This is a genomic window from Vibrio sp. AIC-3 (genome assembly GCF_013114515.1).
GTDB lineage: Bacteria > Pseudomonadota > Gammaproteobacteria > Enterobacterales > Vibrionaceae > Vibrio > Vibrio crassostreae_C.
Genome location: NZ_VTXG01000021.1, coordinates 26,027 through 51,753 on the forward strand (window position 1 = coordinate 26,027; position 25,727 = coordinate 51,753).

General features: G+C 43.8%; 24 protein-coding genes and 2 pseudogenes. 10 read left to right on the forward strand and 16 right to left on the reverse strand.

Annotated elements, in window-relative coordinates; all coding sequences use genetic code 11:
* Positions 1 to 85: 85 nt before the first annotated feature.
* Positions 86 to 1,202, forward strand: a pseudogene (locus F0229_RS14735) (MBL fold metallo-hydrolase).
* A gap of 111 nt (positions 1,203 to 1,313) precedes the next feature.
* On the opposite strand, the gene F0229_RS14740 reads toward F0229_RS14735, so the two are convergent.
* Complete coding sequence (locus F0229_RS14740) at positions 1,314 to 1,739, reverse strand: MarR family winged helix-turn-helix transcriptional regulator (protein ID WP_017060573.1); 426 nt, start codon at positions 1,737 to 1,739, stop codon at positions 1,314 to 1,316.
* Between the two features lie 97 nt (positions 1,740 to 1,836).
* Here F0229_RS14740 and F0229_RS14745 point away from each other — a divergent pair, with 97 nt between their 5' ends.
* The 4 genes from F0229_RS14745 (at position 1,837) to F0229_RS14760 (ending at position 5,186) form a co-directional block, all read left to right on the forward strand.
* On the forward strand, positions 1,837 to 2,328 hold the full coding sequence (locus tag F0229_RS14745; protein WP_017081271.1) for a DUF2798 domain-containing protein: 492 nt from the start codon (positions 1,837 to 1,839) through the stop codon (positions 2,326 to 2,328).
* A gap of 34 nt (positions 2,329 to 2,362) precedes the next feature.
* Positions 2,363 to 2,668 carry a DUF3861 domain-containing protein gene (locus tag F0229_RS14750; protein ID WP_017060575.1) on the forward strand — a complete coding sequence of 102 codons (306 nt, stop codon included), beginning with the start codon at positions 2,363 to 2,365 and terminating at the stop codon, positions 2,666 to 2,668.
* Between the two features lie 205 nt (positions 2,669 to 2,873).
* Positions 2,874 to 3,638: a hydratase gene (locus F0229_RS14755; RefSeq protein ID WP_017060576.1), complete on the forward strand. Its 765-nt coding sequence runs from the start codon at positions 2,874 to 2,876 to the stop codon at positions 3,636 to 3,638.
* A gap of 189 nt (positions 3,639 to 3,827) precedes the next feature.
* Complete coding sequence (locus F0229_RS14760; RefSeq protein ID WP_171733135.1) at positions 3,828 to 5,186, forward strand: Na+/H+ antiporter NhaC family protein; 1,359 nt, start codon at positions 3,828 to 3,830, stop codon at positions 5,184 to 5,186.
* Positions 5,187 to 5,329: 143 nt separating this feature from the next.
* On the opposite strand, the gene F0229_RS14765 is transcribed toward F0229_RS14760, so the two are convergent.
* The gene (locus F0229_RS14765) at positions 5,330 to 5,890 is read right to left on the reverse strand and encodes a cysteine hydrolase family protein (protein WP_171733136.1); all 561 of its coding nucleotides are present in this window, start codon (positions 5,888 to 5,890) and stop codon (positions 5,330 to 5,332) included.
* An 89-nt stretch (positions 5,891 to 5,979) separates the two neighbouring features.
* On the opposite strand from F0229_RS14765, the gene F0229_RS14770 reads away from it, so the two are divergent.
* Entirely contained in the window at positions 5,980 to 6,936 is a 957-nt protein-coding gene (locus F0229_RS14770; RefSeq protein ID WP_171733137.1) for a GlxA family transcriptional regulator, read from the forward strand.
* A gap of 64 nt (positions 6,937 to 7,000) precedes the next feature.
* Here the strand turns inward: F0229_RS14770 and F0229_RS14775 are convergent, their stop codons facing one another.
* The 3 genes from F0229_RS14775 to F0229_RS14785 all read right to left on the reverse strand — a co-directional run bounded on the left by F0229_RS14775 (position 7,001) and on the right by F0229_RS14785 (position 10,721).
* Positions 7,001 to 8,161, reverse strand: coding sequence for a multidrug effflux MFS transporter (locus F0229_RS14775; RefSeq protein ID WP_171733151.1), 1,161 nt, complete (start codon positions 8,159 to 8,161; stop codon positions 7,001 to 7,003).
* A 311-nt stretch (positions 8,162 to 8,472) separates the two neighbouring features.
* Positions 8,473 to 8,853, reverse strand: coding sequence for a hypothetical protein (locus tag F0229_RS14780; protein WP_017064884.1), 381 nt, complete (start codon positions 8,851 to 8,853; stop codon positions 8,473 to 8,475).
* Positions 8,854 to 9,008: 155 nt separating this feature from the next.
* Positions 9,009 to 10,721, reverse strand: coding sequence for an RluA family pseudouridine synthase (locus tag F0229_RS14785; protein WP_171733138.1), 1,713 nt, complete (start codon positions 10,719 to 10,721; stop codon positions 9,009 to 9,011).
* A gap of 293 nt (positions 10,722 to 11,014) precedes the next feature.
* Between F0229_RS14785 and F0229_RS14790 the strand changes: the two genes are divergently transcribed.
* A complete protein-coding gene (locus F0229_RS14790) occupies positions 11,015 to 11,467 on the forward strand; it encodes an NUDIX pyrophosphatase (protein WP_171733139.1) in 453 nt (150 codons plus the stop codon).
* 17 nt (positions 11,468 to 11,484) lie between these two features.
* Here F0229_RS14790 and F0229_RS14795 read toward each other — a convergent pair whose 3' ends face one another.
* The 9 genes from F0229_RS14795 to F0229_RS14835 all read right to left on the reverse strand — a co-directional run bounded on the left by F0229_RS14795 (position 11,485) and on the right by F0229_RS14835 (position 20,997).
* Positions 11,485 to 11,922 carry a bifunctional diaminohydroxyphosphoribosylaminopyrimidine deaminase/5-amino-6-(5-phosphoribosylamino)uracil reductase RibD gene (locus F0229_RS14795; protein ID WP_102428769.1) on the reverse strand — a complete coding sequence of 146 codons (438 nt, stop codon included), beginning with the start codon at positions 11,920 to 11,922 and terminating at the stop codon, positions 11,485 to 11,487.
* Positions 11,923 to 12,077: 155 nt separating this feature from the next.
* On the reverse strand, positions 12,078 to 12,632 hold the full coding sequence (locus tag F0229_RS14800) for a nucleotidyltransferase family protein (RefSeq protein WP_108207690.1): 555 nt from the start codon (positions 12,630 to 12,632) through the stop codon (positions 12,078 to 12,080).
* Positions 12,632 to 12,919, reverse strand: coding sequence for a putative quinol monooxygenase (locus F0229_RS14805; RefSeq protein ID WP_171733140.1), 288 nt, complete (start codon positions 12,917 to 12,919; stop codon positions 12,632 to 12,634). Before F0229_RS14805 ends, F0229_RS14800 begins: the two co-directional genes overlap by 1 nt.
* 952 nt (positions 12,920 to 13,871) lie before the next feature.
* Positions 13,872 to 14,729, reverse strand: a complete 858-nt coding sequence (locus F0229_RS14810; RefSeq protein WP_050621757.1) for a hypothetical protein — start codon at positions 14,727 to 14,729, stop codon at positions 13,872 to 13,874.
* Positions 14,729 to 15,583 (reverse strand): ABC transporter ATP-binding protein, encoded by an 855-nt coding sequence (locus F0229_RS14815; protein WP_102321049.1) that lies wholly within the window; start codon positions 15,581 to 15,583, stop codon positions 14,729 to 14,731. Before F0229_RS14815 ends, F0229_RS14810 begins: the two co-directional genes overlap by 1 nt.
* A complete protein-coding gene (locus tag F0229_RS14820) occupies positions 15,580 to 15,951 on the reverse strand; it encodes a GntR family transcriptional regulator (protein ID WP_004729948.1) in 372 nt (123 codons plus the stop codon). Before F0229_RS14820 ends, F0229_RS14815 begins: the two co-directional genes overlap by 4 nt.
* 223 nt (positions 15,952 to 16,174) lie before the next feature.
* On the reverse strand, positions 16,175 to 17,920 hold the full coding sequence (locus tag F0229_RS14825) for an EAL domain-containing protein (protein ID WP_171733141.1): 1,746 nt from the start codon (positions 17,918 to 17,920) through the stop codon (positions 16,175 to 16,177).
* A gap of 835 nt (positions 17,921 to 18,755) precedes the next feature.
* Positions 18,756 to 19,235: a type II secretion system protein gene (locus F0229_RS14830; RefSeq protein ID WP_017060589.1), complete on the reverse strand. Its 480-nt coding sequence runs from the start codon at positions 19,233 to 19,235 to the stop codon at positions 18,756 to 18,758.
* A gap of 250 nt (positions 19,236 to 19,485) precedes the next feature.
* Positions 19,486 to 20,997 carry a putative bifunctional diguanylate cyclase/phosphodiesterase gene (locus F0229_RS14835; protein WP_367613546.1) on the reverse strand — a complete coding sequence of 504 codons (1,512 nt, stop codon included), beginning with the start codon at positions 20,995 to 20,997 and terminating at the stop codon, positions 19,486 to 19,488.
* 59 nt (positions 20,998 to 21,056) lie between these two features.
* Between F0229_RS14835 and F0229_RS14840 the strand changes: the two genes are divergently transcribed.
* Positions 21,057 to 21,746, forward strand: coding sequence for a response regulator transcription factor (locus tag F0229_RS14840; protein WP_171733142.1), 690 nt, complete (start codon positions 21,057 to 21,059; stop codon positions 21,744 to 21,746).
* A complete protein-coding gene (locus F0229_RS14845; protein WP_171733143.1) occupies positions 21,739 to 23,088 on the forward strand; it encodes a sensor histidine kinase KdpD in 1,350 nt (449 codons plus the stop codon). The genes F0229_RS14840 and F0229_RS14845 overlap by 8 nt, the downstream gene beginning before the upstream one ends.
* A gap of 138 nt (positions 23,089 to 23,226) precedes the next feature.
* Here F0229_RS14845 and F0229_RS14850 read toward each other — a convergent pair whose 3' ends face one another.
* Positions 23,227 to 23,763 (reverse strand): GNAT family N-acetyltransferase, encoded by a 537-nt coding sequence (locus tag F0229_RS14850; protein ID WP_017069226.1) that lies wholly within the window; start codon positions 23,761 to 23,763, stop codon positions 23,227 to 23,229.
* Positions 23,764 to 23,989: 226 nt separating this feature from the next.
* Here F0229_RS14850 and F0229_RS14855 point away from each other — a divergent pair, with 226 nt between their 5' ends.
* Positions 23,990 to 25,255, forward strand: a complete 1,266-nt coding sequence (locus F0229_RS14855) for an HD-GYP domain-containing protein (protein WP_171733144.1) — start codon at positions 23,990 to 23,992, stop codon at positions 25,253 to 25,255.
* Between the two features lie 134 nt (positions 25,256 to 25,389).
* On the opposite strand, the pseudogene F0229_RS14860 reads toward F0229_RS14855, so the two are convergent.
* Positions 25,390 to 25,713 (reverse strand): annotated as a pseudogene (locus F0229_RS14860) (PTS sugar transporter subunit IIA); the annotation flags it as partial.
* Between the last annotated feature and the right edge of the window lie 14 nt (positions 25,714 to 25,727).

Here is a 25,727-nt window from a genome sequence, read left to right on the forward strand (position 1 = left end):
CTGTGGTTTACTTTTTGGTTTTGGTGTGTAAACTGGTCAGTGTAGTTTTTGAGTTGGGTCTTTCCCAACGGTTGAAGAGATACCAATGAAAAAATATCTATTACCGATTTTAGGAGTACTTGCCGTGGTTGCTATCGTAAGCACAGGTTCACAATCAAATGACAATCAAATGACAATCAAATGACAATCAAATGACAATCAAATGACAATCAAATGACAATCTAGATAAGCTTCCAAAGAAGTTTGCTAACAGTGAGTTAGAGTACAAATCGGGCATGTCTGATATTTTTTCAATCTTGAAAGCGTATGTAACCGTGGAAAGAAATGAGCCAGTGCCACGTGCTGCATTGCCTTTGATTCCGATGACAGCCGAGCAATTGATCGAAGAGACAGAAGACGTTGCGTACCGCTTAGGTCACTCAAGTGTGATGATGAAGCTAGATGGCAAGCTAGTGATGACTGACCCTGTGTTCAGTGATCGAGCATCACCAGTGCAATGGATGGGGCCAAAGCGCTTTCACCCAACCCCAATCTCACTGCAAGATCTACCTGACATCGATGTGGTAGTGATCAGCCATGATCACTACGACCATTTAGACAAAGGTGCCGTGAAGGTATTAGCCGACAAAGTAGGGACGTTCTTAGTGCCATTAAGAGTGGGCGCACTGTTGGAAAAGTGGGGCGTGGATAAAGAGAAGATCATCGAATTGAACTGGTGGGAATCGGCAACGGCCTCAGACATTGAGTTCACGTTGACACCGACACAGCATTTCTCTGGTCGTGGCTTGCTTGATCGTGACCAAACACTGTGGGGCAGTTGGGTTATTAACGCTTCAGACAAGAAAGCCTTCTTTAGCGGTGATTCTGGTTACTTCAATGGCTTTAAAGAGATTGGCGACCGTTTTGGGCCGTTTGATTTAACCATGGTTGAAACGGGTGCGTATAACTCACTTTGGGCGGATATTCATATGTTCCCAGAACAGAGTGTTCAGGCACACATTGATCTGCAAGGTAAGGTGATGATGCCAATCCACAACAGTACCTTCGACCTTTCTATGCATGATTGGCAAGACCCAATGGAACAAGCACTGGCGATAAGCAAAGAGCGAGATGTACAAATGGTAAGCCCGGTGATGGGTGAACGTTTGGTGATCTCAGAGCCTGTACCTGTTCAGGCATGGTGGAAACTAGCATCGAATTAGAGCTGTTATCCAAATAGACATAGCTAAACCACTAAGCTGTACAACCCAACTTATACACGAAACGCCACCGATCTTACGATTCGGTGGCGTTTTTTCGTTTTATTTTTAAGATCAGCTTTCTAAGTTCTGCGCCATTTTCTTCGCAATTTTTCTGAATTGTTCTAACTCGTCTTCGGCCATGCCTTTGGTCATTCTCTTCAGCATGTCTCGATCGATATCCGAGACCTTACTCATGATCTCTTGACCCTTATCAGTCAGAACCAATAACTGGCTGCGCTTGTCTTCCGGGTTCGGAGACTTCTTCACAAGTTCCTGATTGATCAAGGCATTAATGAGCCGAGTGACCTGTGCTTTATCACGATCTAGGAAGTGTGCGATATCGATAGCGGTACATGGAGACTTCTTAGTAATGATCTTCATGACACGAATGTTCATAGGTGCGATCTCTGAGTCTAAGCTCTCAATCTGTTCGCTCATTTGACGTTTCAAAGAGTGCACTAGACGAAAGATTGATTCTAGCGATGTGTTATCAGACATAAACTATCCTTAGAAATATAGTTGATATTAGCAACTACTGTATTTATAGTTGACATTATCAACTTAATTGTTCGTAAATTCAAGACAGGAAATAGATATGACGATTCAAGCAACTCTAACGCCAACTCTTCCTGAGCAAAAAGGCACACCGGTTTTATACAAAGTTTTGGTCATGATGAGCTTAATGCTGACGATTGGCGGCAGTTTAACGGCTGTGATGACTTACATGAATGTCGGATTCGGCGAGGAATTTATTGGCAACTGGCTTTCTTCGTTAGCCCTTGTTGTCGTGATCATGATGCCAATGGGCACGGTGATGATGGCTTTAGTCACCAAAGCCGTTGCTAGAGTGTTCACAACTTATAGCGAGAAAGTTCGCAACCTGATCGTAGGACTGATCATGGCATTCATAATGGAGTCCATGATGGCTTTTGTAACAGCGGCAAATAACATTGGATTTTCGGATACATCGGCGTTTACCAGTGGATGGTTTAATGGATTTATTGCCGCACTTCCCATTGGCCTTGCGATCATGGTCGTGATGTCGATGACGGTTAAACCTAAGCTCGAACGATTCATGAAGAGCTAACCAAAACACTTTTTAAGCATTTTAGGAGGTCCACATGAAAGCATTCACAGGCAAACACAATAACTACCGTATCACTATCGAAGAAGTGAACATCAAAGAAGATCGTGAACTTCAAACCATGCAGTTTGAAATTGAAGACAGAGAAGATATGTTCGCGATTGTTGAGAAGATCAAACATGACAGCGGCTTAGACGAGCAATCAGCAGCGCGACTAGGAGTGAGCATTCGCTTGTTAGGCCCATTGATGATGCAAGATAGAAAACACCCTCTGTTTGTTGATTTCATGCCTCACTTCAGAAACTTCATGCAGAATTTGAAGAAGACGTTGAAAGGGCAGTAAAGCCTGAACATCAGTAATACATCGAAAAGTCAGTAATCAAATTACTGGCTTTTTTACATTTAAATCAAAATAGTTTCAGTTGTTTGCGTCTAGAATATGCGAAAATTGATGGCTGAATTTTCGGTGTAGCACCGTTGTTGAATTGTCTATTCAAGCTTTAAGAAATCCGATATTATACTGGTCATAAAACTAAAGGTGGTATTATATGACAAATGTATTTAAACAAGCAGCTGAAGAACTGTTGAGTCGTCGTGTTGCTGGCACCAAAGCACCAAGATTGGACGAACAGTACCGTCCGAATAACTTGGAAGATGCGCTAAAGATCCAATCTTCAATGATCGATTTGAAAAGCGATAAAGTCGGCGGTTGGAAGTGCTTACTTCCTCTGGCTGAAGACAAGTTTGTTGTTGCGCCAATCTTCTCGGGCAGCGTTCAACAAGGCGAAGTTTGTGAACTGTTTGCTGACAACGGCGTAGTACGCGTTGAGCCTGAAATCGCATTTACGCTTGCTAAGAGCCTGCCTGCAAGCCAAGAAGGCTACAGCGAAGAGCAAATCAACGAAGCGATTGGTTCTTGCCACATGGCACTTGAGTTAATGCAGTCTCGTTTTGCGGATGACAGCGGCGCTGAGTTCTATGAAAAGCTGGCCGATGGCCTAGTAAACCAAGGTCTATTTATTGGCTCTGAGATTGATCGCGAAAAAGCGTTCACTTCTGCAGAGATCAGTATTGAAGTGACTCAAGGCGAGCAAGTTCAAGCATTCGACGGTAAGCACCCGAATACACTGCCACCAAGCCCAATTTACTGGCTGATTAACTACATGACACGTCGTGGTGTTGATTTCCAAGCGGGTGAAGCCATTATCACGGGCTCTTACTGCGGTATCGTGGAAATGGAATTCGATAAACCAACGACCTTCCACTACGAAGGCATTGGTGAATACCAAGTAACGTTCAAGCAGAAACGCTAACTTCTAGCGGCGCACTATCTGTTATCGAAAGGCTGTTTACTGATGAGTAAATAGCCTTTTTTATTACGTGATGCTCAATAGGGTTCTTATTACTTTGCATTAAATTAGGCGTTTAGACGTCTAGACGTTGACAAGTTCTAAGTGTGACATTAGTCTGCTCACCTTCCTGTTCTATTGTGTTGTCGTTCCATGTCCAATTCAAAAAATTCTAACGCGGTAATTGCCCCTTCTGCAGTGGCGCTTATCCCTCTGATCGTTTTCCTTGCGCTGTTTATTGGCATGGGTACATACCTGTCGCTACAAGGCGTCGATTTTGCTTTCTATCAACTTCCAGCTCCGATTGCGGCTCTGCCTGCTGTGATGTTAGCGTTGCTATTGAGCAAAGATAAATTGAACCGTGCGATTGAGCAGTTCTTAGGTGGCGTGGGTCACAAAGACATTATCGCAATGTGTATGATCTACCTATTGGCGGGTGCTTTTGCTGCTGTGGCTAAAGCTTCTGGTGGCGTGGACGCGACGGTAAACCTTGGTCTATCGGCTATCCCAACGAGCATGATCCTACCGGGCATCTTCCTTATTTCGGCGTTCATTGCGACAGCAATGGGCACCTCTATGGGTACTATCGCTGCGGTTGCTCCTGTTGCACTAGGCATTGCTGACTCAGCTGGTATGAGTATTCCTCTAACCGCTGGCGTAGTGCTAAGTGGCGCTATGTTTGGTGACAACCTTTCTATCATCTCAGATACCACGATTGCCGCGACTCGCTCGCAAGGCTGTGAGATGAGAGACAAGTTTAAAGAGAACATCCGTATAGCACTTCCTGCTGCACTTATCGCGATTGTTATCTTTGCTTTCAACAGCACAGCAACTCAAGTTCCTGAAACAGGCCCAATTGAATGGCTGAAAGTCCTTCCGTACATCACTATCCTAATCCTTGCGGTATCGGGCATGAATGTGTTCGTTGTGTTGACGATTGGTATCTTGCTAGCGGGTGGAGTGAGCCTAGGTTCTATTGAGAACTACGGTATGACGGATTACGCTCAAGATATCTACGCAGGCTTTGGCAACATGCAAGAGATCTTCTTACTGTCGATGCTGATTGGTGGTTTGAGTGAGCTGATGCGTCGCCAAGGTGGATTAGCATTTCTGACTAACTTAGTGAGCGGTTTGATTCGTGCATTTGGTTCTTCTCACTCTAAGCAAGCGAATGGCCGCGCAAGTGAGCTAGGCATTGCAGGCTTGGTATCAATGGTGAACCTATGTACGGCAAACAACACTGTAGCAATCATTGTTTCTGGTAGTGTGGCTCGCCAATTAGCTGAAGAGAACGATGTATCTCCACGCCGCTCTGCAAGCTTATTGGATATCTTCTCGTGTGTGATTCAAGGCGTACTGCCTTACGGTGCTCAGGTATTGCTATTAGGCTCTGTGTTTAACCTATCGCCGCTAGAGATCGTGTCTAACTCTTACTACTGTTTCGCGCTTGCAATCGTGGCTGTAGTCGCTGTGTTTATTAAACACCCAGCGCGTAAAGTGGCTAACGCTTAGTAGTAATTGACCAAACTGAGTGATCACTGATTTTGATAAGAAGGCTCCGACAGGGGCCTTTTTTGCGCCTGAACGAATTGTTTGGAAGCTAATTCTGATTTGAATATAGACAAAACCGCCATTGTGGACGGTTTTGAGCTTTATTAAAGTTGGCTTTCAAGCTCGCTGGTTGTCGCAACATTACAGTAGCCAAAGCTCAATGCTGCCATGAATGCTGCATGGACATGCGCAGCTGGAACCTTAATACCGTTGAATTCCATGTCTAAGGTTGTGCAAGCATCATGCGCTACGTGACATTCGTAGCCTAAATCGGTTGCTGCACGAGTCACCGCATCAATACACATGTGGCTCATTGCGCCAACGATGATCAGTTTCTCAATACCTTGATCTTTTAGTACCTTGTTCAGTTCCGTATCTCTAAAGCTATTGATTTGATGCTTTACGATAACAGTTTCACCTTCTAGCGGAGTCACGCTGTTGTGGATTTGAGCACCGTCTGAATCTGGCAAGAAGAAGGGTGCTTCGTTGGTCGGAAATTCATGGCGTACATGAACGATTGGTAGTTGCTTCTCTCTGAAAGCCTGTAATAACTGAGCACCTTTTTCAGCTGCCTTTTCTGTTTCAGACAGTGCCCACTTTGCACCTTCGTATGAAGGGAAATAGTCATTTTGAAAGTCGATAAGTAGTAATGCAGTGTTCTTCATAGTCTATACCTTTGTATTTGGTGTGTTGCGGTGTAGGGATATTATGAATACTCTTTAGTTTTTATCGCACGTCAAAAATGACAGATTCTATGGCAATAGTGACAAAATCAGTTGTGGTCGAAATCATCGACTACCCGGGCTCTTTGCAAAGTGCCGTGTTTGGAGTGAAAGAGTTTCTTCAATTGGCGAATAGCATTGAGTCTTCCAATGAGCAGGTTCAGTTTCATGTTGAAATTAAGCCTCATGACGACTTGTCTATGTCGACCAACGGACCACTTGAGAACTCAAAGGCCGACATCATTCTAGTGCCGCCAAACTTAGATGGCAGATACTACCTAGAGCCAGATGAAGGGCTGTTGGACTACCTTGTGCAGTCTCATCTAAGTGGGGCGATCCTGTGTTCAGCTTGCGCGGGCGTGTTTATTTTGGCGGGAACGGGTTTGTTGCAAGGACGAACCGTGACAACGCATTGGAAAGCGCAGCAACAGTTTTCGGAGCAGTATGCTGAGGTCGATGTTGATGTCGACAAAATCTTGATCGATGACGATGACATCATTACTGCTGGTGGTTTGATGTCGTGGATGGATTTGGCTCTGTTTATCCTGACTAAATACACGACGCCAACCAATACGCGTAATTTGGGTAAATATCTGGTGTTGGATACGGGGCTGAGAGAGCAGCGCTACTACCAAAGTTTTGTGCCTAACTACGTTCATGGGAATGACAAGATTGTGTCTGTGCAGCGCTTTATTCAAAAGAATCACCACCTTCCTTTGACACTCGATCAATTGGCAGAAGAAGCCTTCATGACACGAAGAACCTTTATCCGACAATTTACCAAAGCGACCAACTTTACGCCTATCAATTATATCCAACACATACGTATTCAAAGTGCGTGCGAGCTATTGGAAAGCTCCTACAAACCGGTTGAGCAGATCAGCTACCTAGTTGGTTATGAGGACGTAAACAGCTTCCGAAAAGTCTTTATGAAAATCATTGGCTTAACACCCTCAAGGTTTCGCTCTAGATTTCTATCTGAGGATTGATTTTAATTAGTCTCCATTCCTCAGGTTTATCGAATCATACTGTCAGTGATTATCTTGGAAGGGCTTAATTCAGCTTATTAGTCACGAACTCTTTGTTTCTGACCATTAGCCACATCAGGCCGCCTAGCGTACCGATGGATAATTGGATAAAGCCGAGGTTTTCAATCAGCGACTCTGGACGGATTGACACTAATACCATGCCTAGCGAGCCACAAATCATGCTGAAGAACTGAATCAGTGCGACGGCAGAGCCCGTGTCATGATCTTGCTGGTTCAACATCAAGTTGGTGCCCGGTACTCGCATGATGATCGCCATCAGTGTCGCTGGTGCAGCGATGAACATAAAGAACCAAGGGGACAGGTCACCAATGGTTAGGGTGAAGATTCCCGCAAGCGCTAATAAAGCAAAACATCCTGAGATGACCTTTTGAACCGGCATTCGGTAGGACAACTTCATGTAAATTGTTGGACCAAATGAGGCGCACAGTGCATTGAATGCGAACGCGTAACTAAACTGTTGTTCGGTCAATCCAAAGTGATCGATGTAGATATAAGAACCCGCCGCAAGAAAGCCCATCAACGCCATCGGTATGATAGAGAAAATGACCAGCAGCTTGACGAACGAGCGGTTTTTCATGACCACGCCCATTCTTCCCCATGAGCGGAATATAGAACCTTGGTATTTGTTTTCGAGTGTTTCTCGGTAGCAGCAAGCTAATACTGACGCAAATGCACCAAAAATGGCGAGCGTGACAAACATCATTCGCCAAGAAGCAATTTTCAGTAGAAAGGCACCAAATACAGGCGCAACCATTGGCGCGATGATCACCAGTGACATGATAGTCGCCATGATCTTTTCACGTTCTCGGCCGTCATAAAGATCTTTGACAATGGCGGTAGTGATAACGGTGATAGCACTGCCAGCAAAGGCTTGGAATACACGAGCGCCAATTAACTGTTCGATGCTATTGGTCATCGCACACAATATGCTCGCGACCATATAACCCGCTAATCCAATTAATAGGATCGGCTTACGACCAAATTTTTCGCTGAGTGGCCCCCAGAACAAAAGACCGATGGCGTAAGTAACGAAGTAGCTGCTCAGGGTTAGGTTGACCATTGATCGGTCAGTATTAAACACCTCGACCATCTGCGGGAGTGCAGGTAAGTAAAGGTCGATGGTCAATGGAGGGAAAGCACTTATTATGACGAGAAAAAATAGCATACCGGTCTTTCCCAGTACTGGTTGTGGTCTCTTCAAGGTGGCTCTCCGTTGTCCAAAATAGGTTTTTAATTGGTGTGATATTGCTATACAGAAGGCTAAGGCACGTCAGACAAGAAGGATAGAGTCGTTCAAGAATATGGTGAAAGTAACGATGAACTTATCTCTAATGAGTTCGAATCTACGAAGTCGGTCTGTGCACTGAATTGTATTACAAAACATTATTGCTTTTATAGCTAACGAGTTCAATCAGTTAGTAGCAGTGTAGCTTGTAATCGCCAGCGACACATTGTAATGATTATCGACTTGGCTTGTTATCTTTTCTTTGGGCGTTTTTCGACTAAACCGTTACGCTCTAAACCACGTCGAACGCTGCTGCATAGTTTACCAAAGCGGCGCAGTTCTTCGAAGTTAGGGCCTTGGCCAATGGAAATACTGTGCTCCCAATACATTAACTCGCTGTCGACCATCTCAAGTAGTTTCTTAGAGCAACCCGAGCAATTTCCTTTTGGACCACAGATAAACGTCTCTGACTCGTAAAGTGGGAGTTCGTTTTTAACTTCTTCAATTAAGTTAAGCATTGCCGAGTTTAAGTCTGGCTTTTTGGATGTAAGTGGCTTCAAGCTTGGTGCTTGAGTTGCAATTAATGGGGAAGTCAGTTTGTTAGGTTGTAAATTCAAAGCAGCTGATGACATATCAAAGGCCTCAAGGAGAGAAGAAGGTGGGCATGCTACTCTTCACAACAAAGTGAATCTTGATGTAGTGCAATAAGCGTGGAGATATACCCAAAAGAGGTAGGAGCCACAAGCGGTTGTGACTCCTTATCAAAGCTCGCTACTAATGAGAGATTTTAGAATTCAGCGTCGAACTGGAATTCCATCCACTCTTTGGTGACTGGGTGGTGCAGCGCAAGTCTTTCTGCGTGTAAGTGCAATCGGTCGGCTTTATTGCCATACAAGCCGTCACCGACGATAGGCATGTTAAGGCCTTCTTGGTGTGAGCAGTGAACACGCAACTGGTGTGTACGCCCTGTTTTAGGATGCAGGTAAACCTTAGTGGTTTGCCCGTTTCGCTCAATCACTTCCCATTTGGTTTCTGCTGGCTTGCCGTGTTCGAAGCAGACAATTTGACGAGGGCGGTCATACAAATCACCACGCAATGGCAGTCGAACATAGCCTTCATTTTCTGTTAGAACGCCTTCAATCATTGCCACGTAACGCTTTTCGACTTCACGAGTAATGAACTGCTTCTGTAAGCTCTTGTTCGCACGTCGTGTGAGAGCGAAGATTAGAATGCCAGAGGTCGCCATGTCTAAGCGATGAATCACAAATGGGCCTTCAACATCGGGATGCATTTCTTGAACACGTGTGTAGGCGGAATCTTTGATGGTTTTACCCGGCACGGATAGAAAACCTGCTGGCTTGTGTACTACCACGATGTGCTCATCTTGGAACAGAATATCCAGCTCTTTGCCTTCTGCTGGGTTCTCTAGCAATGGGTTTGGTTCGACTTCTAGGCCTTTCATCATATGGCCTAAAATCGGCACACATTTACTCTGACAAGAAGCGTAGTATTTCTTGTGCTTGCGGATTTCCGACTTTGGAGAGCGGCCCCACCAAAATTCAGCCAATGCCAGTGGCGTGTAACCATGTAAGTACGCGTATTGCAGCAATTTAGGCGCAGCGCATTCACCAGAGCCAGCTGGTGGTATCTTGTTTGGCGTGTTTTCAAAGATTTGGTTAAGGTCTTCAACGTTTCCTTCCGCATTTTGGAAAGCGTATTGTGAAAACAACTTGTGTTGAAGCTGATGAGAAATGTGTGCTCTTTGCTCTTTTAGCTCAGCCAGTTGAGTGTTGAACACATCAACTTTAGCTTGCAACACTTGCAGGGTCTGTTCCCAGTTAAGTTTTAGGTACTTCTGCTGGTTCTTGTCGGCAACACTGGCTTTGTTTAGCTCATTATTTAGCTGTTCGAAAGCTTGCTCATCAAGGTTTTCTTTACCTTGTTCACGTTGTTCTTTACGCGTTTTTCGGCCTTCAATAATCAATAGACGTTGAGCTTCAATCTCTTGCTCGGCTTGCGCTTTTTGCTGTGCCAGTTGCTCGCACAATTCAAGGTATTCAGTATTTGCTTGCAGCGCTTTAAACTCAGCGTTGACAGCCATCATGTCGGCTGTGTCTTGATGGAAAAAGCTGTCGCTGCTGAGCATGTCGAACACGGGCGGTACAAAGTGAGGCAGTAGGTTTTGGTCGGCGATTTTCCCTGAAAAAGCAGAGAAGTACCCCAATTCACCTTCAGGGCTTTTCACCAATAACACACCAAACATTTTTCCGCGACCAGCGTCAGAATCTAGCCCGAAGTCATGCTGCCAGTCGGTTTGAGTTTCTAGATATTGTTGAAGCTGATGAGAAGCGATTTCACACAGTGCGTGTGGTTCATAATAGAACGGGAAGGTGAAACGCTCAGGCAACGAATATGACTCGATCGGCTGTAGAAAGCGAGTGAAGCAATGCTCAGGTGTGTGGCTGTTTTCTGAGTCGTGCGTTGGTTTGGATGAGTGCATATTGTCGTCTTACTACTTATATCGTGGTGATAAATGGTTGTGAGTCTACTGTGTATGTTTAAAGGCTTTAAACACAGTACGAGGCGGCGATTCTACTCTTTATCGAAATACGCCTCAAATAAGAAATGGTTCTATTACAGGATAGCTAAGCGAGATGGTTAACACTGAACCCATGAGTTATGGCTTGAACTTCATGAATTGATGAGTGACTTCTCGTTTCTAATCAGAGAAGGTAACTTAACAAGTGAAGGGTGGTAGCCTTGCCGCCCTCTTATTCAACCTAAGGTAACGTTATGATTCCACTCAATACTTCGATTGTTTCCGGTGTCGCTATTTCAGAGAGCGACGGACAAATGAAAATGCTATTAATGAAGCGTGTTAAAGGTGAGTTTTGGTGTCACGTCGCAGGCTCGATTGAAGCGGGTGAAACAGGCTGGCAGGCTATCGTGCGCGAGTTTGAAGAAGAGACGCAAATTAAAGTGGAAGCTTTGTATAACGCGCAGTTTCTGGAGCAGTTTTACGAGGCGCACGTTAATGTAATTCAGCTAATCCCTGTGTTTGCGGTGCTATGCCCACCCAACCAAGCGATTGAACTGAATGACGAACATACAGAGTACTGCTGGTGCGATTTAGAGGAAGCGAAAGCACTTGCGCCGTTCCCCAACCAACATGCCGTCTATGATCATATCTGGTCGTATTTTGTCGATAAGCCAGTCAATCCGCTTTACCGAGTGAAATTGAACTAATACTGGCTGTTTAAGATCTAGGACTTACCAAGGTAAGGGGTTAAAAAGGCGCTCACTTGCGCTTGGCATAACCCCACATCCACCTTCACGCCGTGCGATTCAAGGATGGCAACTCCACGACCATTATTACGAGGGTCTGGGTCTAGCATCGCCACGACTACGTGTTTTACACCTGCTTTAACCAATGTATTGGCGCAAGCGGGTGTTCTGCCGACAAACGAACATGGCTCTAAAGTTACGTAAGCGGTAACCCCTTCCATTGTTCCGTCCGTTTTGTCGTTATAGTTATTGAGTGCTTCAACCTCGGCGTGGTTTCCGCCGACTTTTTGCGTGTATCCAACAGACACCACCTTATCGTCTTTCACCAAAACACACCCTACTGGCGGGTTTGGTTGGCAATCAGGTAAGGCTTGGCGCGAAGCTTCGAGTGCTTGCAGCATGTATTGTTGGTTCATGGTCGTTACTCAGTATGACGAGAGAGCGTAGCAGCTAGTCGCCACGCGTGGTTGATGAGTTGGTTAATTACTAACTTAATAAGCTAATAAGTGGGGCATGTTCGATCTGATTGGACTTTTAGTCAATGGTTTTAGCGTTTGAATTCGACTGCTAGTTAACTGTGACTCATCGTTAACTTGGGCCACTGGGTTAGCCAACCTTTGGATTGCACTCTTTGATCAAAGATATCTCGGCTACGCTTTGGATTGGGTGTGATTTGCAAATCAAACAAACTCTCTAAGCCAAAGGCAGAAATACACTCGATGTTTCCATGGAGGCTTTGTTTCACGGCGACGGCGGTTTCTTTCTCTGGCCAATAACTCATCGCATCCAATGAGCCTTGATAAGGTTCATCCCCATTTCTAGTGTGCATGTAGGCTTGATTGCGAACTTGCCAATTCAGTTCGGGTAACCGTTGTTTAAGCTGAGCCTCGTATCTAAGATCCGATTCGTAAGAGGTATCAATGGGATCAAAGTAGATCACATCAATATCATTGAATGGAGTCGGGGAGGCATAACCATGCTGGTGATCCCAAACGAGGTTTCTCACAAAGCCCGCAGCGACATAACACTGCGGCAAATCCAACTGAGCGACACAGTCTAAAACCTTCATTCGTAAGGGATCTTGTTTGATCAACGTGACGATGCGTTTGGCTAGCGGATGTATCATTATGATGTCGGAACATCAGTGACTTGGTAATTACGTGTCACGTTCTGGGAGATTTCACCCCATTCAGAGGCTTTTACTCGCTGTTGGTGCATTTCGAATGCTTCTCGGCTAGTGAATTCTTCATACACTTCAAAGCGATTAGGTTGAAGCGTGCTTTGACTGACTCGAAACACAATACAACCAGGTTCTCCCAGTGTCAGTTCTTTGTGCACAACCAAGGCTTGTGTTACGGCTTCGAGGTCGTTGCCTGGCACTAGAATATGCCCTTGCAGAATTACTTTACTCATAATTACGTCCATTTAATTACGTCTATTTAATTTTGTCCACTACGGCTTTTTTCTATCAAAAGCTCTATCCGTTACAAACATAATCCCATTTTGATGTTGTGACGTATAGGCTAATGTGACGATTATTTGCTCACATCGAATGCATTTATAGTTACGCCGTAACTTTAAGGGCGATGTAATCAATAAATGATAAGATACTGGAACTAAATCAGCGTTGGTCCGGTCTATTAAATTAGTATCATTGAACTGTATTGATACTGAAATGAATTTGTCATCTGAGAGAACTAACCTTAATTTTGAACAGCGGCTCATAGGATTGAATTGAGCCATAGTTGATGTCTAGGTCATACTTTGATGTAAATGGTACTCAAAACTCTATATATTTTGTGATTTGTATCATTGATCTGGGCATCAAACACCGTTAGATTCGAATGGTTGGCAATAAAAATAGCTCATGAAGAGCAGTTAAAGAAAAGGAAATATCCCTTATGAAAAAAATGAGAAGAGCACAGCTTCATCGCGTTCGCATCCAATACTGGAAAGACACAGCGAAAGAAGCTTCAAAGAAATAAGCTTTAAATCGTAAAGCTTTAAGATAAAAAAGCTGAAAAGCTTAATCAAATGTAAAACGCAACAAATCGATTTCATTAGCACTCTCAAGGACCTTCATCTGGTCGGCGACTAACGAAATCATCCCCAAAGAGCTGGCAGGCATTAACAACAATGCAATTCAATGTCAGCTCATTAATACCTCCTTTAAGTTTACCTTCGTTTGTTAAACCTGTTCTCCTAAACTAAAACTGTTTGTTCCTTGTTCCTTGTTCCTTGGTTTCGCACCCCTGTATTCGTTAAAGTCCTGATAATAAAAAAGCTCCCGATTTCTCAGAAGCTTTGATTTAGATTTTGAAATCCGATGTGACTGCCCGATAAAGGCTCGTGCTTAGGATAGACTCTAGCGTTGGAACAACGTCTTTAAGCTCACATCGTCCGTTCTATTTAGCTTTAGGCTCAGCAGATAACCGCCAACGCCAATCAGTACGTAAATACTTAACGATAAAACTGGCGCTTCAGCAATCGCGCTGAATGGGTTGTTTGCTGTCAGTACCTTCATTGGCAGTGATGCGATGAGAGATAGGAAATCGTTGATGCCATAGAACCCAAATACAGCGACAGAGAGGAACTTAATCGCATAGCTTGAGATAAAAATGACAAGCAATGGAGAGTTCACCAGTTGCGAAATCGCTAGGGTCACAGTTGCCAGTGGTAGTAAAACCAGTGCAACTAACAACATTCTCCCAAAGAATACGAGCCAGTTGCTCAGCACGTAGAGTAGGGATTGCTGCTCAACCAGTAGCGCCAGTTGTTGCTCGCTAGACACGTTCAATATCCAGAATAGGAAATCGGCGAACAGCACGAGCAACGCACAGATTGCTGGAATCACCACTAAACCGAAGCCGAGTTTCACGCCGTGAGTCATAGCGTTAGATACTGGCATACTTCTCCAAAACATCGAACTGCCTTCTTGGCGCTCTTTACGCAGCGTTTTAGGGATGTAAAGCGTCGACAGGATCAGTGAAATAAGGCCCGCGCCAAAGTAGATCACTGAGTTGAGGTCTTGTGCGAACTCTCTGTGGATGTCGCTCACGTCACCGTTCACTTGCATTTCGAAGAAAAACTCATGCTGCGCTGCGCCATTGAAGAACAGACTAACGAACAGTAAGAAACCACATAACGCGACAAACAGAGGCAATCGAGTGTTAATTTTGTGCTCGATGAGTTCTTTTTCTAGCATGTAAAAACTTGGATGCATTATGCCTTCTCCGTCTGTGTTGCAAGGAATAGATCTGCGAGACCAACGTTATAGATGTTGCCCAGTGATTCAACCTGCGCTTTGTATTGACCTTCCAACAACCACTTAGTGGTGCCCAGGCCTGATTGCGAGGTTAGTGGGTTGAGTTTCTGTATCTCGCTTGAATGGTTGTTTGCGACTTCGATAATGAAATAGTCGTTTTCGATGTCTTCCATGCTCTTTTGCAGCACACAATGGCCCTGCTTCAAAATCAGCACATCCGTCAATAGGTGTTCAATCTCTGAAACCTCATGGCTTGCAATGATCATGGCGCGTTCACCGTCGTGGAACCACTCGAGTAGATGGCGATAAAAAGTATCGCGGTACAGCAAATCTAGGCCAAGTGTAGGCTCATCTAAGATCAACACTTGAGTGTCAGTCGCGATGATGATCGCAAGGTGAAGTTGTACCTTCATTCCCTTAGAAAGCTGCTTGATAGTAGAAGACAACTTAATATTGGTGCTGCTTAACGTCTGTTCTGCTTTTTGCTTGTTGAAGCTAGGGTGCACACCTTGTGTGTATCGAAGCAGTTGTTTAACCGTCATCCACTCTGGTAACACGTTAACATCTGAGATGTACGACAAGTGCTGCATGAGCTCTGCGTGCTGGTGGATAGGGTGGTAGCCGTTTACTTCAATCTCACCTTGATAGTTGTGTCCACCAAGCAGTGATTTGATCAGAGTCGATTTACCCGCGCCATTGTGGCCCAGCAGACCAAGTACTTGCCCTGGCTTTAACTCAAAGCTGATGTTTTCGACACCCACTTGATTTGAATAGGTTTTGGTTACGTTTTTCACGGAAAGTAAAGTACTCATGACTTGTCCTTTATATGTTGTGCTAGCTGTTTCACGAGTTCTTCGACACTCATATCAATGATGCCTAGCGTCTCAGCGATGGCTGGGATCTGTGTGTTGATGAATGATTGGTGTGCAGACTCTTTCAATTTTTGAAGTGCCCCTTCGGCCACATACATGCCTTGGCCGCGTTTTTTTTCTACCAAGTCTTCATCCACCAGTAACTGATAGCTTTTCATGACAGTAAGGTGGTTGATCTTGAGATCGGCAGCAACCGCACGCACAGAGGGTAATGCTTGTTGCTCTAACCAAACACCTTGAAGAATTTGGTCACTGATCTTTGCGGCAAGTTGCCTAAAGATCGGTTGGTCGTCTTTCCATTCGGTCATAATTAAAACTGCATGGTGATATACATGTGTATAACACTAACCTTTTTATTCGAATTGGCAAGGGTTTTATGAAAATGGATCGGATATTTTTATATTTGGATAAAGCATGTTTGGCGGGGAGGGTACTTGAAGCCTACGTCCTTGTGGGCTCTCAAGCAGCTGTATGAGCGATGATTATTTGAATAGGAAATGGTTGCTGATCAAGATTTCTATTAGGCTGGGCCTATTGCTCCTTTGAGTCATTAGGCCGGCTATATAGGTAACCTTGATGTAAGTTGTAGCCTAACTGACACAAGATATATTGCTGCCTACGCGTCTCGACACCTTCATAAATCATTGTGATATTTGATAGGCGTCCAATCTCCGAGATATTGAGCAATACACCCTGATGATGCTCTCCTGACTCGATATCCTTAACAAAGCAACGATCCAGTTTTAGATAGGCCGGAGAGATAACATTGATGATTTCGATGTTGTTATTGCCCGTACCAAAGTCATCCAGAGCGATAGTGATACCAAGCTTTTTGATATCCTTAATGTTATCGATAACCTCACACCCATAGCCAATGTTCGAATATTCAGTAATCTCTACGACAAACTCATTCGCTTCCATCGCGGCTAAATGCTCTCTGAGCCTTGCGAAGTTCGACCCTACCAAAGCACTCGGACACACGTTGACACCATAGATCTCATGGCTGTTGTTTAACTTCGCTTTTCTGACTGTCTCGATGAGTAAAATAGTATGAAAGGTGAGTAAATTGGTGCGTCTCATGGTGTTGATGAAGCTTAAAACGCCAACGTTACGCACACGAGATAACAACTCGTAGTAGAGAACGCAGTTGTCTTCGGTGTTGATGATCGGCTCTTCTTCAAAGGAGATGTGTTTCCAACGAAACAGGTAGATCACGAAACCCAGAATATAGGAGCGATAAAGCAGGGTGGCGAGTATCAGAGAAAGCGCAATCCATAGTGCAACAATGTCGTCACTGTAGAAGGTGATGGTTGCACCCGTTGGTAGGGAGGTTTGATAGATAGATTTACTCTCTTCGCCAAGGTTTAAGATGTGGTAACCATTCTTCTGGATGGAAATCGAATCGACTAATAGAGGCAATAGCGAGTTGTTGTATCGAGCTTCGATAGAGCGCTTAGATATTCGAGCAACCATCTCAATGTCGTGCTCGGTATCTATGAAGCGGGAATAGGCAAAGTCAGCACTATCGTAGAAGTCGTCTACTTGATTGAGCTCTATCATCTTAGAACGTGTTTTCGAGATATAGCAGGAGCCATAAGGTGTGGTCATGACGACAGAGTCAAGGTTGAGCGAGTGCCTTAGCGAGTGCACAGCCCCGTGGCTATCGCAACCGTAGTCCATGACTTCTGCTGCAATGTGTTTGGTGTTCTCACTGTATTCATTCGCAATCTTCGTCGTATAAAGGATTTGGAAAAAGTAGACAACGAATAGGAAAAAGGAAGAGATGGTGAACACGGCTATCAGAGCCTTGATCAGTTCTCGATGATAGGTGTTGAACATCAGTTTCAACATCTCGAACTGGCTGGGCTTGAACTGGTTGATGTCATACTTTGGTGCGATACGGTTGGTTGAGCTTTTATCGAGATCGATAAAGTAACCTACCTTATAAAGGTTAGAGATAAGTTCGCTATTATTATCTACCTTCGCTTTTTTACATAAGCTTCGATATTTCTTTCTTATAGAAGCAATAATGTTTTTTAACGCGTATAAGCTAAACTCTTCGTCAAAGTGTAATTTAAAAGATTCTTCAACATCTCGTGCAGATTGAGGGTTTGATATTGACGAGTGTTCAATAAGGTATTTGAAAACAAAACTCTCTTTACTATTAAGAGTTTCCTCTGATATCTTATTACTGTCTCTTTTAATGTATATTTTTTCTTCATTGTAGATCAGTTGCAAGCTCTCATTATTGTTATTTATATTGAAAGAACAGTGCATAGCTCAACTCCTAAGCGATAGTTATTATATTTGTGTGATGGATATGTGATGGCTGGGATTTTCATTCAACACAAGAGTTCGATCTAAATAATATAACCAAAATGTCACCATTTTATCTCAAGATGTTGATACTAATCGCAGAATTTGGGCTTTAATGAAAGGTTATGGAGATGTTCACCCAAAAGTTGAATTTATAAATGAAAGCCAATGATTTACAAGGGGTAAGGGGGATTTATCCATTTGTTTTGGTATTTATCCATTTCACAGCTTCTACGCGGTAGGTTTAGCGACTGGATTTAGAGGTTTCTAATGTAGCTTCTGATGGTATTCATTCGGCTTATCGATGCGTGAGATTTATCAGAATTTTTCATGATAAAATTAAATTATGTCATTTTATGTGATATTAATATAATTTATGTGGCGTATTGTTTTGGTGATTTAATTAAAGTAATCAATGATAGAATTAATTATATTTGTTGAATGATTGACTTTAATTTATTCTGTTACGAAATTTAAATAATTAAACTTTAAGGTGGGATATTTAAAATAGGGAAAGGATGATTTTTATCATGATGTGTTGATTAAAGAATTTTAATGGAATTATTATTGACATATGTATCAAATATGTGTCTATGTAAATATTAATCGGCTAGTGATGAAAATAAGATATGAATGAGGTTGGTGTTATACCATGAGCACTGCCTAAAAGTATAAGCAGCAACAAGTTAGATCAATTAGTGTTATTTTTGAGCAAATGTTAGCGTAACCACATGATATTCAAAGATCTGTTGCGGTGGCTTTGTGTTAACTATGGAAGCGTGCAATCGTTGAGTATTTAACATGCACCATCAAGCACCACGATCTGTGGTTCTTTTTCTGGCTGATAAAGCACCTGACAAAAGTCTCCTTCTGGCGAATAGGTGTAGTTTTCGGTGTCGAAAGAGATGGCGGCCACTCTTTCTGCATTGCTGCCAGAGTCTACTTCTTTGTTGATGACATGAAGCTCTGTTGCGTCGATATTGAGCAGTCTTCTTAGTGAGTCAACATAGGCGATTGGGTAACCATGACAAACGTAGTAGGTCTCAATCTCCGTCTTTTCAACATAGTTGCACTCATCCTCAACGCCAGCAATCGCTGACTTCGCGTAGATCATATCGATACCCGTGCGAAGGTTACCAGCCACATCATGTATTTTACTCGCCCGAGCACTTCCTTGAACGTCTAAGAACTTGACCATAGCTGTCGCCGAAACGATCGCTAAAATTAATACAGAGATGATGAGTTCTAAAAGAGTGAAGCCGTTTTGTCTGTTCATGGTTACCGATTATTTGCTCTGCTAAAGGGACGGAATGAGGGTAATCTAAATACCAAAGTCATTACAGTTAGTGGGTATAATGGTTTGGTGTTTTATTGTGTGAATTTCTAAGTAATTTTCTTTATAAACAATAGCTTAATTATTTCCTCTTACTGTTAAACGCTATGTAAGCATACGTAAGCGTACACACCCACAGCAGCCGATTGTTTAGGAAGCATTCAAACGACTTAATTTATTGATAAATAAGTCTTTAATTGTAGGATTGTCGACCATTCAAAAACTGACTTTCGACTTCATTTGAGGGAATTGGTTTACTAAATAAAAATCCCTGAAGATACTGGTATCCACAATCGATTAAGAACGCTTTTTGCGTTTCGGTTTCGACACCTTCAGCAACCACTTTTAGCCCCAATTTTTCACAGATAGCATGGGTGGCTTGGACAATCGCTTTGCTCCCTTTGTGTGAACCGTGTACGAAGCTTTTATCGAGTTTCACGGTGCTAATCGGTAAGTCATGCAACATCGACAGTGACGAGTAGCCTGTGCCAAAGTCATCAAGGTGAAGCTCTACGCCCAATTTAGAAATATCGCTTAACGCTTGCCTGACTTCACCATGCTTGAAGATCATGGAAGATTCGGTGATCTCAAGGGCGATGCTTTGAGGTTGGATATTGTAGAAGTTCAACATTGCTAATAGCTGCTCGGCAAAGGTCGCGTGCATCTGAATACTCGAAATATTGATACTCATCATCAACTCACTATCAAACTCACGTTGCCATATCGATAGCTGTTTGAGTGCAGAGTTCAGAACCCATTTCCCGAGCGGTACAATCTGCCCCGTCTCCTCCCCTAAGCTAATAAACTCATCAGGGCCTATGTTACCTAGCTCTTTGTCTGACCATCGAAGCAAGGCTTCAAACCCTTTCACCTTGTCGCTGTTGGTGTTCATGATCGGTTGGTAGTGAAGGTTGAGATCGTCGTTTTCTATGGCGCGTGCCAGTCGATGGCGGATCTCTACTTTGCGATGCAGGGTTTGTGCTAAGTCTGGGGTAAACGTTTGGAAGCGGTTTCGACCATTCGCTTTTGCAAGATGCATCGCCATACCCGCTTGCTTTAGCAATGTTTCTTGGTCAACCGCGTTATCAGGGAAATGCGCGGTACCTATGCTGCAACCGACAGATAAACTGCCGATGCCTCTGATATGGAAACTTCGGTTTAAGGCATCAATGATGCGAGAGCAAAGTAGTGGGATATTTTGATTTCGGCAGGTGTGGGCAATCACAATGAATTCGTCGCCACCAAATCGCCCTATCATGCATTTCTCATCAACCAACTGTTTAAGGCGTTCACCAACCCGTTTGAGTAGTTGGTCTCCGACAGTGTGCCCATAAGTGTCATTAACTAATTTGAAGCCATCAAGGTCGACAAACATCAATTCAAACGGTGAGCGATAGGCAATGCTGGTTTCTAGAAGGTTGCTGATCCCACGGCGATTATAAAGCTCCGTTAAACAGTCGTGTTCTGCGTTGTATCTGGCTTTTATCAGCTTCTCTTTTTGCTTTGTTGTACAGGTTAGGTTTAGCAGCAGTTCGCTTTTATCAAAGAGCCACTTTCCTTGCACATCAAAATGGTGTGCTCTGAAGGAGGAAACCTTGATAAACCAAGGCGCACCGGTTGTTGGTTCTCTATTCTGTAAACGTGTATGTACAAAAGTGATTACTATGTTTTGCGTACGGTAAATGTAGGGCTCTGATTCCAACATTGATGATCTATAACCAGTATATATACTGCCTTCGCTTTTAATAAATACTGGTGATAGGAATGTCGAAAACCAAAGTGCTCATTGTTGAAGATGACCAAGAGATAGCTCGTCTAACGACGCTTTACCTCGAAGCTGAAGGTTACAATGTTAGCGTTGTTCATGAAGGGAACTTGGCACTTGAAGCGATCCGTAGTATTGAACCTGATTTAGTGCTGTTGGACTTGATGCTTCCAGGGATGAGCGGCGCGCAAATTTGCCGTCAAGCCCGTGAGTTTTACAATGGAATGATTTTAGTGCTAACGGCTTCCGCCGATGAAATGAGCGAGGTCAGCTTGTTTAAATTTGGTGCGGACGATTACGTTGCCAAACCGATTCGTGGCCATGCCTTGTTAGCGCGAATTGAAGCGTTATTGCGTCGAGCGACTCCCGTAAAAACTGCGCAAGAAACTACGGCTGAAAAACAGTGCGATATTGTAATCAACAGCTCTGCTCAAAGTGACACGCTCTACGGCCAAAACCTCAAGCTTACTTCTGCTGAATTTGAAATCTTAAACCTTCTCGTTAATAACATCTGTCAGGTCGTGACTCGAGACCAGTGCTGTCAGTTATTTAGAGGGATAGATTACGCGTTCAACGACCGCTCGATTGATATGCGCGTGTCTGGGTTACGCCGAAAGCTGCGCATTCACGCAAAAGACAAACAGTTGATTCGTACGGTTCGCAACAAGGGGTACATGCTGGTTGCGTAAGTTCATTGCTACGAAGCTTCGCTCGGTTTCGATGTTTGCTCGCTTATACCTTGGGATTGTGACTGGGATGTCGGCAACGATATTTTTGTTCTTGAACCTTGGTGAGGGGTACATGCGACGCACCGAGATCGAAACCTTCCTCAATGATGGCATCTACTTTGCGGAGCAGTATGTTCGTCAACACAATCAAGAAAACTCACTCTATAAAGAGCTCGATAGAATAGGCTACCAACAATTTTATATCTTCAATTTACGCCTGTTGGAGAATTGGTCGGGCGAGGGGCCTTGCCAACAATGTGAGTTATACACAACCTTAAACGGTGTGCCGATATATCTAAGTGATGACAACCTCTATTCGACCGTGTTTCAGCTACCAAACTCTAAATTCAGTTTTGGGTTCAGTGAGGTAGGGGACTTTTTCTCTCCTGACATTGAATGGTACGAAGACTCAGAACGACACTTTTTGTTAGGGCTGTTGTTGGCTGTGATTGTGGCGATTGGAGCAAGTGTTTACTTACCTGTGAGGCGTTTTCAAGAAAGAATAGAGTTGCTCGTCGAGAAGCAGAAACAGTTTGGTAAGGGCAAGCTTAGTACTCGATCTGACATGGACGACATCCATCCTGTTTCTGATTTGGCCAGCAGTTTTAACTTCATGGCTGAAGAGATCGAAAGCAAAGTAAAACAAAGTCATATTTTCGCTCAAGCTATCCCACACGAAGTACGAACTCCGCTAAGTCGTATTCAACTGGCGACCGATATCCTAAGAAGGGGAGCCCCCGATAATCATCAGGTTCTTTTCGATGACATTGATACCTACATTGAGGATATCAACGAGCTCACGTCAGAAATCATCATGCTGTCGAAGTTGAATGTCATGGATAACTCTTTCTTTGAGCTCGTTAAAGTGACCTCCGATCTTCGTGAGTATTGCCTAGACCGAATTCGTTACTCGAAACTAGACAATGCCACCTTTGAATCTAAGGTACAGCTAGAGTGCAAGATTAAGTGTGATTGCTCAATGGCACGCTTGGTGTTCGATAACGTTCTCAAGAATGCGGGTAATTACACACAAGACAAAGTGTGGATGACGCTGGATGAGAACTCAGAAAACTGGCTGGTGGTGATTGAAGACAATGGTTCTGGAATACCAGAGAATAGGCGTGATGAGGTATTCCTTCCGTTCTCTCGACTAGACTCAAGCAGAACGTCGACCAACGGTGGATTGGGGTTGGGCCTCGCGATTGCTCTATCGGCGGCTAAAAAACTTTCTTGGGATATCAAAATCGACGACAGCAACTATGGTGGCGCCAAGTTCAGTATCGTGATTCCTAAGATCGCATAAGCTGCAGCTTCAAGAGCTCTTCAGGCTCGTCAAATAACAAAGCCACCGACTAATACCGTGGCTTTGTTATATTCCGATTTACAAGCGAGTGACTTCTTAGTTACTACTGCCTAGAGCCTAGAGCCTAGAGCCTAGAGCCTAGAGCTTAGAGCGATGAAGTCCATAAATAGCGTGGTCTACGATGCGGCCATTCAAGTTCTCGTTACGAGTTATAATACCTTCTAACGTGAAATGTAAGCGCTCACAAACCTTGCGGCTGCTTTGGTTACCGGTTGCGGCTGATATCTCTACCTTTTCCATATCTAACTCATTGAAAGCAACATCAATCAGCTTCTGGACAACGCGCGTCACAATCCCCTTTCCTTGGTATGTCTCAGATAACCAATAACCTATCGTCACCTTTTGCTTATCATGATCAATAGTATTGAAACTGCAGTTACCGACGACCTTGTCTTGATACACGATCGCACAGGTCATGCTTTTCCCTTCCGCATAATCGTGTAGCGAGCGTTGGATGAAGATCCTAAAGTCTTGCTCGGTTTTACAATGTGGCGGCCACACGAGCCATTGACTTAGGTACTCATTCTGGCTTTGTGAGATTTCCGCGTAGTGAGAAGCGAAGCTCTCTTCAACCAATGCGATGGAGAGTTCGTTGTCGATAACCGTTTTAAACATGTCTTTCCTTTTCTTATGGCTGCTTATTTAAGCGAATCTTAGTCGGCAGGCTATAATGTCGCATGATTTTTAATATGCAACCATTTGTAGCACGGATTTTTCGTGATACGTTGGTTCTATCACGAAACTCATTAAACCTTACAATAGTTGTGTATATAATCATTAGCTATGCATTAGTATTAGCGGCCTAAATATATAAAAAATATAAAAATGCTAGGCTTAAATAATGAATCAACATTGCCAGGACGTGACCGTGGACTTAAGGAAGGCTCTATTCGGTATTGCTAAGGCGCTTGATAACGTCGGTTTCGAAAGTAAAAATCATGGACAGAGAGTGGGCTATATCGCGTATCGATGTGCTCTGAGTGTGGGGTGGGAAGAAGAGCAAGCGCAGCTCGCGTTTTCGTTAGGCTTGATTCACGACTGTGGTGTCTCGCAAATTGATGAACAGCTCAGTTTAACGTCTGGGTTTGTACCTGACTCAAGCTATCACCATTGTCAAAAGGGCTACCAAATCTTAAAAGAGTGCCCAGTTCTTTCTATATTTGCTAAGCCGGTTCTTTATCACCATACTCCGTGGTCTGAGCTAAGGGCTATTCATATCAGCGAGTTAGAAAGAGAACTAGCTGCCATCGTGATGCTTGCCGATAGAGTCGATTATCTATACGGCATAACCTCTTCTGATCGTTATGGAAACCTAACACCAGATGGCAAAGCGAGCATCATTGAACGTTTGACTGAACAAGCGGATGAGATGTTCGAAACCAACCTTGTGCAACACATGTGCGAGTTGGTTGATTTGGATGACTTCTGGTTTTCTATGGAGATTCCATACATCGAGAACATGAGGGATAACTTTGAACCTGTGCCATTTTTCTCCCAGCAAATGTCGCTGGATGAGACGGTGGCCTTTGCCGAGTTTATCGCCAATGTTGTTGATACCAAAAGTTCGTTTACCTTTAAGCACTCTTTAAAGGTTGGGCAGCTTTCAGAATACCTCGCCAAACAGCTGGGTTATTCCTACACCACTCAGCGCAAACTCTATCTGGCTGGGTTAGTCCATGATATCGGTAAACTGCAAACCCCTAATGACATTCTGCATAAGCCGGATTTACTCACTGAAGAAGAGTATTGCTGTATTAAACGCCATGCAACGGACACTCGATTCGCATTGCAGGAGTTGTTCAGTTCACCTCAGGTTTGTCAGTGGGCATCTAATCACCATGAAAGGTTAGATGGTTCGGGTTACCCAATGGGAAAAACGGCGGAAGAGTTGGATCAACCCAGTCGAATTGTTGCTGTGGTGGATGTGTTTCAAGCGCTAACTCAGTCTCGACCTTATCGTGGAGGCATGACGTTAGAAGAGACTCTCGATATTTTGAGGGACCACGTTGATAACTTTAAGTTGGATCGAGAAGTGTTTGAGTGCCTTAATAAACACGCGCAATATTGCTTTGAATTATCGACAGACAAACGAATGTACGCGTTTTAACGCCACTGAATGCTTTCGAGGTGTGACGCCTAAACTCATACTCGGTCGAAATGACTAAACACCAGAAACAGAAAAGCGATAGCCGAGGCTATCGCTTTTTTTAATGGGGGCTTATCAGGATTTTTAGATCGAGATTAGTATCGCTTTAAGATCTCGATGATCGCTTGCTCAGTTTCCGCTGCGATGATGGCATCAATGTCATTATCATTTTGGAACAACTCTGATAGCGCCATAATCGTGTGGATGTGGCTGTCTGAGTCCATTGCCGCCAGAGTAATTGAAAGATAAACGTCACCGTTGTCTTCCGACTCTAAATCAACACCCTTCTTGAATACTGTCACTTGCAGTGATGCTTCGTTCACACCATCCTCAGGACGAGCATGAGGCATCGCAATTTTTGGTGCTAGAACATAGTACGCGCCGATGTCCTTGTGCTTTTGCTTGATAGCTTGAACATAATCTGTTCATTTCA